Below are 14,572 nucleotides of genomic sequence, written 5' to 3' on the forward strand. Positions count from 1 at the left end.
GGCCACCGGGCACGGTTGCCAGGGCTTTCCCCTACGGGCAGGTTGGGGGTTCCGACGGAACCCTCGGCCTGCCCGTTGCGTTTACCGTGGAGGGGGCGGCCGTCACCCGGTGACCGCCGGAGCCGCACCGCGACCAGCTTCCCGATCCGCATCCCGTCCGATCGACCGCCGACTGCCGAGGGGCGTTCATGGAGACCCTGCTCTTGATCCTGACGCTGCTCTTCGTCGCGTTCGTGGCCCTCGGCGTGTACGCCGGGGTGAAAGCCGTGAAAGCCGCCAAGCGGGGCGTCGACAGGACCCTCACCCAGGCCCGCCGGACGGTGGAGGACACCACCCTGCGGGCGAAGAGCTACGGCCAGCCCGGTGTCAGCGGCGAGCTGGCGCAGTTGAGGCTCTCCCTGCGCACCGCGATGCGCGCCACCCAGGAGACCCTGGGGGCCGGAGTCGCCGAGGACGCCTCACTGTCGGAGTCCCTGGGGCTCTTCCAGCGGCTCAGCGCGCACGGCCGCGAGCTGGACGACGAGCTGAGGCGCCTGGAGCGGGAGCCCGACCGGGCGACGGTGGCGAAGCTGATGCCCGGCCTGAAGGAGCGCACGGAACGCGTTACGCGTTCCGCCGACTCGCTGCGCTGGGCGGCCCGCGACCGGGCCAGGCGGTTCGCCGACGACGACCTGGACGCCCTCAACGCGCAGATCGACGTGGAGGCCGGGGCACTGCGGCACTGGACGCAAGAGGAGCCGGGGACCGCGCCTCAGCCCCCTTACGCCTCCCAGGCGCCCCAGGCACATCGAGGACCGCGTCCGGCCGGCTCCGACGCGTCCCCGGATTCCGGTTCGGCCGGGCGGGATCAGGCCCGCGAGCTGCCGGAGTCCGACCCCGCCGCGTGGATCAGCCGGCCGTGGCAGAAATCGGCCCGCCCGGAGACGACGAACTGAGGGCCGGGCAGGGAGATGGCCCGGGCCGGTTTCCGCTGTCGCTCTTCGACTGTCGCTCTTCGGCTGCCTGTCTTCGGAGGGGGCGGACGGGGCATGTGAGGTGGTGGGCGGTGTCCTGGTAGGTGGCAAGATGCCTCCCGCACCGTCCGCAAAAGATCAGGGGCCCGGGGTCGGGCCGCCGTACCGCTGCTCCCGGAAGGTAATCTCCGGCTCATGTCCCGCCATGTCGCGATCGTCACCGATTCAACGGCCTACCTGCCTCCCCGGACGATGGAGCGGCACGGCATCACAGCGGTGCCGCTGACCGTTGTCCTCGGCGACCGGGCGTTGGAGGAGGGCACCGAGATCTCGGCCCGTTCGCTCGCGGTGGCCCTCCAGAAGCGTCGTTCGGTGACCACCTCGCGTCCCAGCCCGGAGGTCTTCGCCGAGACCTACCGGGCCGCGGCCGAAGCGGGTGCGACCGGCGTCGTCTCGCTCCACCTCTCCGCCGAGTTCTCCGGGACGTACGACGCCGCACTGCTGGCGGCGAAGGAAGCTCCGCTTCCGGTGCGCGTGGTGGACACCGGAATGGTCGCCATGGCGCTCGGCTTCTGCGCACTTGCTGCGGCCGAAGCCGCCGAGGCGGGAGACGACCTGGACGAAGTGGTGCTGGCGGCGGAGCGGCGGGCAGACGTCACGTCCGCCTACTTCTACGTGGACACCCTCGACTACCTGCGCCGGGGCGGCCGGATCGGGGCGGCCCAGGCGCTCTTCGGGTCCGCGCTCGCCGTGAAGCCACTGCTCCAGCTCGACGGCGGGCGCATCGAACTGCTGGAGAAGGTACGGACCGCCTCCCGGGCCATCGCCCGGCTGGAGGAGATCGTCGCCGACCGTGCCGGTACGGGGGCGGTGGACATCGCGGTGCACCACCTCGCGGCACCGGACCGGGCCGAGCGGCTCGCGGAACGCCTGCGGGAGCGGGTACCAGGGCTCGTGGACCTGCATGTCAGCGAGGTCGGCGCGGTGATCGGAGCGCATACGGGACCGGGCCTGCTCGCAGCGGTGATTTCGGCGCGGTGACCGACGACGGGCCCCTGGGTTGTCGTCACTCCCCCGGGTGACGGAGTTATCCACAATCGGTCGGTTGTCCACGGAAATCAGGGCTGCTCAGCGAGTCCGTGCGGGAGTGCCTAACGTCCTGAGGCATGGCACTTCGATCAGCTCCCCCGCGTCCGTCCTCCTCCGCACCCGTCCTCGACACGTCGGTACCCCCCGGCTCCGCTCATGCCGCGGGCGGGTCGGGCGGCGCTGCCTCCGTCGTCGGCGCCGTTTCCGGCGCTCGCCCGGCGCGGCGCGCGAGGGGGCGGCCGGCCGAGGAGACGGCCGCCGCCGCGCGCCGCCGGGCCGACGCTTTGCTCGGCGGTACATCGCCCGGTGACGAGTTGCCCGGCAACGCGTTGCTCAGCGACGCGTTGCTCGCCGATACGTTGCTCACCGACGGGGAGGCGGGCGATGCGCGGGAGGGCGCCCGGACCCGGGCCGATGCCGCACGGGCCCGGGTGGAAGACGGGCCTTCGCCGGGTCGGACCGGAGCGCCGCGGCAGGGCGCAGCTGCTCTCCGCGAGCGGTTACCTCTCTGGTTCCAGCTCCGGTGCGGTCTCGAACCGAGGACGGCGGCCGCTCTCGGCGTGGTCCTGGCCGGCCTCGCGGTCCTGGCCGGGGCACACTTCTGGTCGACCGGGCCGGAGAGCGTACGCGTGCCGGAAGCGGTGGGGGCGGCGGCCGAGGAGTCCGCCGTGCCGCGTACGGAGAACGTCGGAGCGCAGTCGCTGCCGTCCCCGCCGCCACGGCCTGCGCCTGCCACCATTCCCGACGCCCTGGCGGCCGACCGGATCGTGGTCGACGTCAACGGCAGGGTGCGGCGGCCGGGGGTCCAGCACCTGAGGGCCGGAGCGAGAGTCGCCGACGCCCTGCACGCTGCCGGGGGTGTGCTCGCGGGGACGGACATCACCGGTCTCAACCGCGCCCGGGTTCTCGTGGACGGAGAACAGGTGGTGGTCGGATTCCCCACGGCCCCCCAGCCCCCGGGGCCGGGCGGGGTACCGGGTCCGGGCGGTGAAGGTGCGGCGCAGGCGCAGGCGGGCGGCCCCCTGAGCCTCAACACCGCCACCGCCGAGCAGTTGGAAACGCTGCCGGGGGTCGGGCCGGTCCTGGCCCAGCACATCGTCGACTACCGCGTCGAGCACGGGGGATACGCCTCCGTGGACGAGCTGCGGGAAGTCACGGGCATCGGCGACCGGCGCTTCGCCGATCTCCAGCCCCTGGTGCGGCCATGACCCGGGACACGGCCACCGGCACGGACACGGACACCGGCACTGGCACGTCAGCCGGCACCGGCACGTCAGCCGGTACGGGCCCCCGGGGTCCCCGTACACGCACGGGTGCCTGCACGAGTACCGAGGCGGGCTCCGGTGCGGGCTCCGGTACGGACGCGGGACAGGAGGGCCCTGCTGATCTGAGGCTGTTGCTTCCGGCTCTTGCCGCCTGGGGGTCGGCCGCGCTCTGTCTCCTCGTGCCGGGGACCTGGACGGCGGTGGCTGTCGTCATCTGCCTCGTGGTCACCCTGCTGCTCCTGCGCTCGGCGCGAGGCAGGAGGGGCAGGCGGCCCACCGGGAGGATCGCGGTGAGCGCCGTACTGCTGTGCGCGGCCGCCGGGGCTGCTTCGGCGGGGCTGCACGGGGCGGATGTGCGCCGGGGGCCCGTACCGGTGCTGGCGCGGGCGCACACCGAGGTGGAGGCGGAGGTGACGGTCACCTCCGATCCGGTACGGACACGGGCCCAGGTGCGCGGCAGCCGGAGTATGCCGGCCCTGTTGCTGATCAACGCCGAGATCACCCGTCTCGCGCCCCCGGGTGCCCGCTCCGGCTCCCCTGCGGGTACCGCTTCCCGCCCCCGGCAGGCCCCCGGCGCCGGACCCGGCGGGGTGACGTACCGGCTCCGGACGCCGGTCGTCCTGATGGTGTCGCCGGGGACCGGAACCGCGACGCGGGCGTGGCAGAACCTGCTGCCCTCCACCGGCCTGCGGATCACCGGCCGGCTCGTCCCCCCGATGCACGAGGGCGAGCGGAGCGCGGCCACCCTGCGGGTGGCGACGGGTGCCGCGCCACGGATCGTCACCGGACCCACGTTCGCGCAGCATCTTGCGGGGGAGTTGCGCGAAGGGCTGCGCGGCGCCACCGGGGGCCTCGGTCCGGACGCGCGAGCGCTGCTGCCGGGGCTGGTGGTCGGTGACACCTCACGCGTCCCGACCGAGCTGCACGACGCCTTCCGGTCCACCGACCTCACTCACCTGCTCTCCGTGAGCGGTGCGAATTTGTCGATCCTGCTCTTTCTGCTGATCGGACCTCCGAGTGCCGCGCTGACCGCCGAGCGGCGAGGGCTCGCACCCCGGTTGGGACTGACTCTGCGCACGACCGCGCTCGTCGGCGGCCTGATCACCCTCGCCTTCGTGATCGTCTGCCGTCCGGAGCCGAGCGTGCTCCGCGCGGCGGCCTGCGGACTGATCACGCTCCTGGCCATCGGGACCGGCCGGCGCAGAACCCTGATTCCCGCGCTGGCGGCGGCAGTTCTGCTGCTGGTGCTCTACGACCCCTGGCTGGCGCGTAGTTACGGCTTCCTTCTCTCCGTCCTCGCGACCGGCTCCCTGCTCACTCTCGCGCCGCGCTGGGGCGCGGCCCTGTGCCGGAAGGGCGTGCCGTCCAGGCTCGCCGAGGTGCTGGCCTCCGCCGCGGCGGCGCAAGCCGTCTGCGCGCCCGTCATCGTGGTGCTGGCCTCCCGGGTGAGCCTGGTGGCGATCCCGTGCAACCTGCTGGCCGAGTTCGCGGTGGCGCCCGCGACGGTCCTCGGATTCGCCGTGCTCGCGGTGGCGCCCGTGTCGATGCCCGCGGCGGAGGCGCTGGCACGGCTTGCGGGGTGGCCGGTGGAGTGGATCGCATCCATCGCCAGGACGGGTGCGGGGCTGCCCGGTGCGGAGGCGGCCTGGCCCGGTGGCTGGGGAGGGGCCGGGCTGCTCGCCGGAATCACCGTGCTCGTGGTGGTGGGCGCCCGCCACTCCGGTCGGCACCCCTGGATCTGCTCGGCCGCCGCTCTGCTGCTGGTGCTCGCCGTCTTCAGACCCGTGCCGTTGACCCGCATGGTGACGGGATGGCCGCCGCCGGGTTGGGCCTTCGCCCTGTGCGACGTCGGACAGGGCGACGCGATGGTGCTCGCGGCCGGGGAGGGAGCCGGGGTCGTCGTGGACGCCGGGCCCGAGCCGGTGGCCGTCGACCGGTGCCTGCGGGAGCTCGGCGTGAGACGGGTGCCGCTGCTGGTGCTGACCCACTTCCACGCGGATCATGTGCGCGGGCTGCCCGGTGTGCTGCGGGGCCGGTCGGTGGGAGCGGTCCAGACGACCGGCCTCGAACAGCCGGCGGAGCAGGCGGCGTTCGTACGGAGGACCGCCGCAGCCTCGGGAGTGCCGGTCGTCCCGGTGTCCGCGGGGGAGCGCCGGCGCATCGGTGCCCTGGAGTGGCAGGTCCTGTGGCCGGGAGCGGCGGGAGTTGCCGGGGCGGTAGGGGCGAGTGTGGGGGGATCGGCCACCGGCGTCGCGGAGGAGCCGAACGACTCCAGCGTCACCCTGCTGGTCACGGCGCGGGGCGGCTTGCGACTGCTGCTCCTGGGCGATCTCGAACCCCCGGCCCAGCAGGGGCTGATACGCGCGCATCCCGAGCTGGCCGCCGTGGACGTTCTCAAGGTCGCGCATCATGGCTCCGGGTTCCAGGACCCGAGACTGATGCGCCGTGTGCGGCCGAGGCTCGCCCTCATCTCCTGCGGCGCCGAGAACCCGTACGGGCACCCGGCCCCGCGCACCGTGGCTGCACTGACCGCGGGAGGCGCGAAGGTCCTGCGTACGGATGTCGACGGGGCGGTCGCCGTCAGCGGCGCGGGAGCGGGACTGCGCGTGGTGGGTCGGCAGTAGGGGGGCGAAGATCAGGGATCGGACCCCGCGACCATGCCAGAGAGATGACCGGTGAGACTGCGGAGGCCCACGGAGGACCAGGGAGGCCCACGGAGGACCAGGGAGGCCCACGGAGGACCAGGGAGGCCCACGGAGGACCACGACGCCCGGACACTCCGCTTCGGTACTCCGCCTCCGGTACTCCGCCTTCGGCACGGCGGGTTTGGCACGGCGGGTTTGGCACGGCGGATCCGGCAGGGTCGACCGGAAGGAGCGGATGGCCCGCAATACGGATCAAATTATAAGAGGTGGCGTCAATGAGGAAGTTCGGTAACAGCCCGTCACAGCTCCCTCCATCCCCGCACGAGCAGCTCTGTTTGCCTCGAACGCGGCAAGAGTGATCGAATGCATTTTCGTCGGCGGGCCGCTGCTCCGACAACGACGTCCAGCTGTAGGGGCCCCAGGTCATCGCCCCCAGGAGTGCAGCATGTTCGGCCGTTTGTTTCGCAGCAATGGACAGTCTGGAACCTCTCCCGGCGGCGCCCTCGCCGGTGTCACCGTGCCGCAGTCCGCCGGCGTGATCAGCTGCCGGGTGCTGGACCCGGTCGACCAGCCCGTGCTGCAGGCCGAGTTCGTCGTCACGGACGCCGCGGGCCGCAGGGTCTTCGGCGGGGACACCGACCCGTACGGGAGGATTCTCGCCGCGGTTCCGGCGGGCGAGTACCGGCTGGGCGTCATCTCCGAGGGGTTCACCCCCTTCCACGGTCCGGTCACGGTGACCGAGAACGGGCACGCCAACCTCGGCGACGTACGGCTCCAGCTGGCGCAGCCCCCGCAGCTCCCCACCCCCGGCGACTGGGAGATCGAGCCGACCCACAGCCAGATCGGCTTCGTGGCCCGGCACATCGGCATGGCGCGCGTCCACGGCAGGTTCAACACCTTCGCCGGTGCCGTCCGCATCGCGGAGCACATGGAGGACTCGGCGATGCACGTCATCATCGACGCAGCCTCGATCGACACCAACGTCCAGATGCGCGACGACCACCTGCGCTCGGGCGACTTCCTGGACGTCGGCCGCTTCCCGACGCTGGAGTTCTACAGCGAGCGCTTCGTCCACCGCGGCGGGAGCCGGTGGGCCGTCACCGGCGCACTCACCCTGCACGGCGTCAGCCGCACCGTGACGCTGGAGACCCAGTACCTCGGTCTCGGCAACGGGCTGGAGGGCGAGGCGCGGGCCGCCTGCCGGGCCACCACCGAACTGCACCGCGAGGACTTCACCCTCACCTGGCAGACGATGCTGGCCAAGGGGATCGCGGTCGTCGGCTCCAGCATCGCCATCGAAATGGACATCCAGATCGTCCAGAAGAGCTGAGGGCAGAGAGCCGAGAGCAGGCAGCTGCGGCGGGCAGCTGAGGGCGAGGAGCTGCGGGCGGCCGGCTGAGGGCCCGGAGCGAGAGCCGGGAGCGGCCGGGGTCGGTGGGCGCCCGGGAGCGGCCGGGGCCTGCGGGAGCCCGGGGTCACGGGCCCCGCCCCGGCCCCTCCGGGGACCCGGACCTGCCCTTCCCTTACCCCAGCCTCATGGGGTCTCCAGCCAGCCTTCGTACTCCGCCGCGAACGCGTCGAGAGCCGCGGAGTCGAGGACCCCGCCCGGGTCCTCCACGACCACCAGCCACTGGGCGTCCTCGGCGTCGTCCTCCCCGGCGAGAGCGTCCCGCACCAACTGCGGTTCTTCCCGGACGCCGAAGCGGCCGGGGAGCTCCTCCGCCACCTCATCGGCGGCGTCACGGTCGGGCAGCACCAGTACATGTCTCACATCGCTCACCCCGTCATTCTCGCCCGCGCCCAGCCGTGCCCCGGACCGTGCCCGCGCCCCGGACCGTGGGCGGGACCGTCCTCCGGGCCCTGCTCCGGACTGTGGACCGTACCCCGGACCGCTTTCCCGGCGGCGACGGGCGCGTCGCCGCCGGGCGCCCGGGCCGGACCGGCCGGGGTGTCGGCGGGGCGTGGGATGCTGGACGGCGATGGCCACCAGAAGGAACCCCACCGACGACCCGCTCGCCCCTCTCACGCTCGCCGTGGGTCAGGAGGACCTCCTCCTCGACCGCGCCGTGCAGCAGGTGGTGGCGGCAGCCCGCGCCGCGGACGCCGACACGGATGTCCGCGATCTCGCCTCGGACCAGTTGCAGCCCGGCACGCTCGCGGAGCTGACCAGCCCGTCCCTCTTCGCCGAGCGGAAGGTGGTGATCGTCCGTAACGCCCACGACCTCTCCGCCGACACCATCAAGGACGTCAAGGCGTACCTCGACTCCCCGGCCGAGGAGATCACCCTGGTGCTGCTCCACGCGGGCGGCGCCAAGGGCAAGGGCCTGCTGGACGCGGCGAGGAAGGCCGGAGCGCGTGAGGTCGCCTGCCCGAAGACGACGAAGCCGGCCGAGCGGCTCACCTTCGTACGGTCGGAGTTCCGGGCGCTGGGCCGGTCCGCCACCCCGGAGGCATGCCAGTCCCTCGTGGACTCCATCGGCAGCGACCTGCGGGAACTGGCGAGCGCCGTCTCACAGCTGGTCGCGGACGTGGAGGGCACCATCGACGAGGCCGTCGTCGGCCGGTACTACACGGGCCGGGCGGAGGCATCCTCGTTCACCGTGGCCGACCGGGCGGTCGAAGGACGGGCGGCCGAGGCCCTGGAGGCGCTGCGCTGGTCGCTGTCGACGGGGGTCGCCCCGGTCCTCATCACCAGCGCGCTCGCGCAAGGGGTCCGGGCCATCGGCAAACTCTCCTCGGCCCGGGGCGGCCGCCCCGCCGACCTGGCCCGCGAGCTGGGAATGCCGCCGTGGAAGATCGACCGGGTGCGCCAGCAGATGCGCGGCTGGACCCCGGACGGGGTCGCGGCGGCGACCCTGGCCGTGGCAGCGGCCGACGCGGGCGTCAAGGGCGGCGGGGACGACCCGGAGTACGCCCTGGAGAAGGCGGTCGTCGCGGTGGCACGAGCGGCCCGCACGGGCCGCTGAGCGAGGCCGCCCGAGGCGCTCCCACGAGCCCGGGGCGCCGGAGCCGGGCCGCGCTGGAGTTCGGGTCGCCGGAACCTGGACCGCGCCCAAGCCCGGCCGCCGAGTGCCGGACCGCGCCGAAGCCCGGCCGCCGGAACCTGGACCGCGCCCAAGCCCGGCCGCCGAGTGCCGGACCGCGCCGAAGCCGGGCCGCCGGAAGCCGGACCGCGCCGAAGCCCGGACCGCCGATCCGCACCGCCCCGAGGGCGCCCACCCGACCCGGCCCCCGCAGACGCGCCGCCCCCGGAGACGCGCCGCCCCGGACACGTACCGCCCCCAGACACGTACCGCCCCCAGACACGTACCGCCCCCGGTCACTCCCGGCCCCCGGAGACGCGCCGCCCCGGACACGAGCCCCCCGGACACGGGCTCCCTGGACACGGGCCCCCGAGGCCACTCACCGCGGCCCCGGACACGCGCGGGCTCCCGACACGTGGAAAGGCCCCGCTCGTCGCCCTGGGGAGGGGACGTACGGGGCCTTTCCGTTCACGCTCGGTGTGCCGCACCCGCGTGGCGAACGCAGGTTCGGTGTGCGGCACGGGGTGCCGGTCAGGAGCGGGAGAGAGGGCCCGCTGCGTCCGTTCCGGCGATCACATCAGGGTGCTCAGGCGCTGAGGGTGGCAACCTTGGTGGCCAGGGCCGACTTCTTGTTGGCCGCGGCGTTCTTGTGGATGACACCCTTGGAGACGGCCTTGTCGAGCGCGCGGGAAGCGTCGCGAGCGGCCGTGGTGGCCTTCTCGACGTCACCGGCGACGGCAGCCTCACGGGCCTTGCGGATCGCGGTCTTGAGCGACGACTTGACGGCCTTGTTGCGCAGGCGCGCCTTCTCGTTGGTCTTGTTCCGCTTGATCTGGGACTTGATGTTCGCCACGAAGAAGCCTTTTCAGGTTCGTTGGATCTGCTGAGTGCGCCACGCCACTCCGAGGAGTCGTCCGAGAGTCGTCCGAGGATTCACCAGGACTCGGCCGAGGAGCCACGAGGCACAGCTGACCACGTTACCAGTCACCCTCGGACCGGCCCAAACCCGTGGCTGCCCCGCAGGCGTGGGACGATGGAAGCTACGTACAGATCCGACCGACCCGACATCGACCCGAGACACGGCGTTCGGCGTCTCAAGAATCAGGACCCTGCGTGCCCGCGACTCCCACCAACGTGCCCGCGCCGAGCCGTACCGACCCGGCGCTGATCCGCAACTTCTGCATCATCGCGCACATCGACCACGGCAAGTCGACCCTTGCCGACCGGATGCTCCAGCTGACGGGCGTGGTCGACCAGCGGCAGATGCGCGCTCAGTACCTCGACCGGATGGACATCGAGCGCGAGCGCGGTATCACCATCAAGTCCCAGGCGGTCCGTCTGCCGTGGGCGCCCACCACGGCGGAGGGCAAGGGTGGCACTCACATCCTCAACATGATCGACACCCCCGGTCACGTGGACTTCACGTACGAGGTGTCGCGCTCGCTCGCCGCCTGCGAGGGCACGGTCCTGCTGGTCGACGCGGCCCAGGGCATCGAGGCGCAGACCCTGGCCAACCTGTACCTGGCCATGGAGAACAACCTCACCATCGTCCCGGTGCTGAACAAGATCGACCTGCCGGCGGCGCAGCCCGAGAAGTTCTCCGAGGAGCTGGCGAACCTCATCGGCTGCCAGCCGGAGGACGTCCTCAAGGTCTCCGCGAAGACCGGTGTCGGGGTGGAGGCGCTGCTGGACCGGGTGGTCCGGGACGTTCCGGCCCCCGTCGGCGTCGCGGACGCCCCCGCCCGGGCGATGATCTTCGACTCGGTCTACGACTCCTACCGGGGCGTCGTCACGTACGTTCGGGTGATCGACGGCCAGCTCAACAAGCGCGAGCGCATCCGGATGATGTCGACCGGTGCCACGCACGAGCTGCTGGAGATCGGTGTCTCCTCCCCGGAGATGACTCCGGCCGACGGCGTCGGTGTGGGCGAGGTCGGCTACATCATCACCGGTGTGAAGGACGTCCGGCAGTCCAAGGTCGGTGACACGATCACCTCCCTGCACAACGGGGCGACCGAGGCGCTGGGCGGCTACAAGGACCCGAAGCCGATGGTGTTCTCGGGTCTCTACCCGCTGGACGGATCGGACTATCCGGACCTGCGCGAGGCGCTGGACAAGCTCCAGCTGAACGACGCGGCCCTGGTCTACGAGCCGGAGACCTCCGCCGCGCTCGGCTTCGGTTTCCGCGTGGGCTTCCTCGGGCTGCTCCACCTCGACGTGGTCCGCGAGCGCCTGGAGCGCGAGTTCGGTCTCGAACTCATCGCCACCGCGCCCAACGTGGTCTACCGCGTGACGATGGAGGACGGTACCGAGCACATCGTCACCAACCCGAGCGAGTTCCCCGAGGGCAAGATCGACGCGGTGCACGAGCCGGTCGTCCGGGCCACCGTCCTCGCGCCCAGCGAGTTCATCGGCGCGATCATGGAGCTCTGCCAGAACCGGCGCGGCACCCTGATGGGCATGGACTACCTCTCCGAGGACCGGGTGGAGATCCGCTACACCCTGCCGCTCGCCGAGATCGTCTTCGACTTCTTCGACAATCTGAAGTCCAAGACCCGCGGGTACGCCTCGCTCGACTACGAGCCCATCGGCGAGGAGTCGGCGCAGCTCGTCAAGGTCGACATCCTGCTCCACGGCGACAAGGTGGACGCGTTCTCCGCCGTCACCCACAAGGACAAGGCGTACGCGTACGGCGTGCGGCTCGTCGCCAAGCTGCAGAAGCTCATCCCCCGGCAGAACTTCGAGGTGCCGATCCAGGCGGCCATCGGCTCCCGGGTCATCGCCCGTGAGACCGTCCGCGCCATCCGCAAGGACGTCCTCGCCAAGTGCTACGGCGGTGACATCTCCCGTAAGCGGAAGCTGCTGGAGAAGCAGAAGGAAGGCAAGAAGCGGATGAAGATGGTCGGCAACGTCGAGGTTCCGCAGGACGCGTTCATCTCCGTCCTGTCGACCGACGAGCCCGGCGGCGAGGCCAAGGGCAAGAAGTAGCCCCGCCCCGCGGCCCCTCCGCCGCGGCATCCCCGTGAGGCCGCCCCGCGCGCCCGTGGACACCTCCACCGGGCGTACGGGTGTGGTGTTCGAGGCGTCACACGTTCGGGCCCCTGTTCCTCCGCACAGTGCGGAGGGCGGGGGCCCGTTCGTTATCAACCGGGGGGCCGTGGCCCCTTACGCCGGGACCGGGCGCGCTTTACCCTGATCACGGCCCGACTAGTTACTCGCCAGTTAAGCAAGCCGGTGCAAGCAGGTGGCAAACCGGTCGTACGGGGCGGGAACAGCCGAGCGAGCGGGACGAGCGGGACGCGCGGTGGATCAGGATCACGCGCAGAGCGGGAACGAGAAGCAAGCAGACACAGCAGGATCACCAAGCGGCCGGTCGTAGCGATGCCGCAGGCCCGGAGGACGTCGTGAGCGACACACCACAGACCCTGATCGACAACCGACCGCCCTCCGTGGCGAATCTCTTCATGGACCGGGTGGCCGCCACCCCGGACGGCGAGGCGTACCGCTACCCGGTGCCGTCGTCCACGGGCGAGGGCCCGGACGAGTGGAAGTCGCTGACCTGGGGCGAGTCCGCCGAGCGGGTCTACGCCATCGCGGCGGGCCTGGTGGCGCTGGGCGTACGGCCCGAGGAGCGGGTCGCCCTCGCCTCCTCCACCCGGGTCGAGTGGATCCTCGCCGACCTGGGGGTGATGTGCGCCGGGGCCGCGACGACCACCGTCTACCCCTCCACCAACACCGAGGAGTCCGCCTTCATCCTGGCCGACTCCGAGAGCCGGGTGCTGATCGCGGAGGACGCGGTCCAGGTGGCCAAGGCCCGCGCGTCCCGCGCCGAGCTGCCCGACCTCACCCACGTCGTCGTGATCGACCCGGCCGGCGCCGAGGCCGAGGAGGGCGATCCCGAGGGCTGGCTGCTGACCCTCGCGGAGCTCGAGGCCCGGGGCGCCGCGCACCTGGTGGAGCACCCGGAGGCCGTCAAGGAGCGGGTGTCGGCGATCACCACCGACCAGCTGGCCACCCTGATCTACACCTCCGGCACCACCGGCCGTCCCAAGGGCGTGCGGCTGCCGCACGACAACTGGTCGTACATGGCCAAGGCCACCGTCGCGACCGGGCTGATCACCGCCGACGACGTCCAGTACCTCTGGCTGCCGCTCGCGCACGTCTTCGGCAAGGTGCTGACGTCCGGCCAGATCGAAGTGGGCCACGTCACCGCCGTGGACGGCCGGGTCGACAAGATCATCGAAAACCTTCCGGTGGTCCGTCCCACCTACATGGCGGCTGTCCCGCGCATCTTCGAGAAGGTCTACAACGGTGTCGCCGCCAAGGCCCGTGCCGGTGGCGGGGCCAAGTACAAGATCTTCCAGTGGGCCGTGGGCGTGGCCCGCGAGTACGCCAAGGTCTCGCAGGACAACTTCCGCCGCACCGGCACCGCCTCCGTCCCCTTCGCCCTCGGCCTCAAGCACAGGACCGCCGACGCCCTCGTCTACGCCAAGATCCGCGAGGCGTTCGGCGGCCGGTTGCGCGCCTGCGTCTCCGGCTCGGCCGCCCTCGCTCCGGACATCGGCTTCTTCTTCGCCGGTGCCGGCGTGCACATCCTGGAGGGTTACGGCCTCACCGAGTCCAGCGCCGCCTCCTTCTGCAACCCGGGCGAGGCGTACCGCACCGGCACCGTCGGCAAGCCGCTCCCCGGCACCGAGGTCCGCATCGCCGACGACGGCGAGGTGCTGCTGCGCGGCCCCGGGATCATGGAGGGCTACCACCGGCTCCCGGACAAGTCGGCCGAGGTGCTGGAGTCCGACGGCTGGCTGCACACCGGTGACATCGGCGAGCTCTCCGTCGACGGCTACCTGCGCATCACCGACCGGAAGAAGGACCTGATCAAGACCTCGGGCGGCAAGTACGTCGCACCGGCCGAGGTCGAGGGCCAGTTCAAGGCGGTCTGCCCGTTCGTCTCCAACATCCTGGTGCACGGCGCGGACCGGAACTTCTGCACCGCGCTCATCGCCCTGGACGAGCCCGCGATCCTCGGCTGGGCTGCCGAGAACGGCCTGGACGGCAAGGCGTACGCCGAAGTGGTGGCCGCCCCGCGGACCGTCGAGCTCATCGAGGGCTACGTCAGGACGCTCAACGAGGGACTTCAGCGGTGGCAGACCATCAAGAAGTTCCGGCTCCTCCCGCGTGACCTGGACATCGAACACGGCGAGCTGACCCCCAGCCTCAAGCTGAAGCGGCCGGTCGTCGAACGCGAGTACAAGGCGCTGATCGAGGACATGTACGCGGGGACGCGCGAGGCGTAGGGCCCTCCCGGCATCAGGACGGGCGTGGGACGGGGCGGCACGACCACGGTCGTGCCGCCCCTCCGTGTCTGCGCGGCACGAGGGGGCGCGCCCCCGGACGCCGCTGCCGCCGCGCGCCGGGCCGCGGCGTTCCGCGCTCCCCGGTCGCTACGTCTCGCGCCCGCCGTGCGCCCCGGCGTGCGACCCGCGCGAGGTTGGCGTGTATTCATTCTCCCAGTTCGACAACTCCGTGCGCCTGCGCACGGCCGGTCTGTCACTCTGTCGTTGTCGGCGGCGTTTCGAGATCCGGAGGAGCCGCAC

The 14,572-nt window shown here is 72.0% G+C and carries 10 protein-coding genes; 8 read left to right on the forward strand and 2 right to left on the reverse strand.

Going from position 1 to position 14,572, the window contains the following annotated elements; all coding sequences use genetic code 11:
* Positions 1–188: 188 nt before the first annotated feature.
* The 5 genes from ACFYPN_RS27350 to ACFYPN_RS27370 all read left to right on the forward strand — a co-directional run bounded on the left by ACFYPN_RS27350 (position 189) and on the right by ACFYPN_RS27370 (position 7,282).
* Positions 189–935, forward strand: a complete 747-nt coding sequence (locus tag ACFYPN_RS27350) for a hypothetical protein (protein WP_358766244.1) — start codon at positions 189–191, stop codon at positions 933–935.
* A gap of 213 nt (positions 936–1,148) precedes the next feature.
* A complete protein-coding gene (locus ACFYPN_RS27355; RefSeq protein ID WP_358766242.1) occupies positions 1,149–1,994 on the forward strand; it encodes a DegV family protein in 846 nt (281 codons plus the stop codon).
* 125 nt (positions 1,995–2,119) lie between these two features.
* Entirely contained in the window at positions 2,120–3,250 is a 1,131-nt protein-coding gene (locus tag ACFYPN_RS27360) for a helix-hairpin-helix domain-containing protein (protein ID WP_389301825.1), read from the forward strand.
* Positions 3,247–5,931 carry a ComEC/Rec2 family competence protein gene (locus ACFYPN_RS27365; protein WP_389301827.1) on the forward strand — a complete coding sequence of 895 codons (2,685 nt, stop codon included), beginning with the start codon at positions 3,247–3,249 and terminating at the stop codon, positions 5,929–5,931. Before ACFYPN_RS27360 ends, ACFYPN_RS27365 begins: the two co-directional genes overlap by 4 nt.
* A 466-nt stretch (positions 5,932–6,397) precedes the next feature.
* Positions 6,398–7,282, forward strand: a complete 885-nt coding sequence (locus tag ACFYPN_RS27370; RefSeq protein WP_389301830.1) for a YceI family protein — start codon at positions 6,398–6,400, stop codon at positions 7,280–7,282.
* A gap of 204 nt (positions 7,283–7,486) precedes the next feature.
* On the opposite strand, the gene ACFYPN_RS27375 is transcribed toward ACFYPN_RS27370, so the two are convergent.
* Positions 7,487–7,732, reverse strand: a complete 246-nt coding sequence (locus ACFYPN_RS27375) for a hypothetical protein (protein WP_358766099.1) — start codon at positions 7,730–7,732, stop codon at positions 7,487–7,489.
* 199 nt (positions 7,733–7,931) lie between these two features.
* On the opposite strand from ACFYPN_RS27375, the gene holA reads away from it, so the two are divergent.
* Entirely contained in the window at positions 7,932–8,918 is a 987-nt protein-coding gene (holA, locus tag ACFYPN_RS27380) for a DNA polymerase III subunit delta (RefSeq protein ID WP_389301833.1), read from the forward strand.
* A 643-nt stretch (positions 8,919–9,561) separates the two neighbouring features.
* Here the strand turns inward: holA and rpsT are convergent.
* Positions 9,562–9,828: a 30S ribosomal protein S20 gene (rpsT, locus tag ACFYPN_RS27385; RefSeq protein WP_358766096.1), complete on the reverse strand. Its 267-nt coding sequence runs from the start codon at positions 9,826–9,828 to the stop codon at positions 9,562–9,564.
* A 260-nt stretch (positions 9,829–10,088) separates the two neighbouring features.
* Between rpsT and lepA the strand changes: the two genes are divergently transcribed.
* Both lepA and ACFYPN_RS27395 read left to right on the forward strand, forming a co-directional pair.
* Positions 10,089–11,963 carry a translation elongation factor 4 gene (gene lepA / locus ACFYPN_RS27390; protein WP_358766095.1) on the forward strand — a complete coding sequence of 625 codons (1,875 nt, stop codon included), beginning with the start codon at positions 10,089–10,091 and terminating at the stop codon, positions 11,961–11,963.
* Positions 11,964–12,379: 416 nt separating this feature from the next.
* Entirely contained in the window at positions 12,380–14,272 is a 1,893-nt protein-coding gene (locus ACFYPN_RS27395; protein WP_389301837.1) for an AMP-dependent synthetase/ligase, read from the forward strand.
* Positions 14,273–14,572: the final 300 nt, after the last annotated feature.

Origin of the sequence: Streptomyces sp. NPDC005576, assembly GCF_042871745.1 — a bacterium.
Classification (GTDB): Bacteria; Actinomycetota; Actinomycetes; order Streptomycetales; family Streptomycetaceae; genus Streptomyces.

Excerpts from the sequence above, each read along its gene's own strand:
- ACFYPN_RS27350 (WP_358766244.1), top strand. The coding sequence starts at position 189 with ATGGAGACCCTGCTCTTGATCCTGACGCTGCTCTTCGTCGCGTTCGTG.
- ACFYPN_RS27365 (WP_389301827.1), top strand. The coding sequence starts at position 3,247 with ATGACCCGGGACACGGCCACCGGCACGGACACGGACACCGGCACTGGC.
- holA (WP_389301833.1), top strand. The coding sequence starts at position 7,932 with ATGGCCACCAGAAGGAACCCCACCGACGACCCGCTCGCCCCTCTCACG.
- ACFYPN_RS27360 (WP_389301825.1), top strand. The coding sequence starts at position 2,120 with ATGGCACTTCGATCAGCTCCCCCGCGTCCGTCCTCCTCCGCACCCGTC.
- ACFYPN_RS27370 (WP_389301830.1), top strand. The coding sequence starts at position 6,398 with ATGTTCGGCCGTTTGTTTCGCAGCAATGGACAGTCTGGAACCTCTCCC.
- ACFYPN_RS27355 (WP_358766242.1), top strand. The coding sequence starts at position 1,149 with ATGTCCCGCCATGTCGCGATCGTCACCGATTCAACGGCCTACCTGCCT.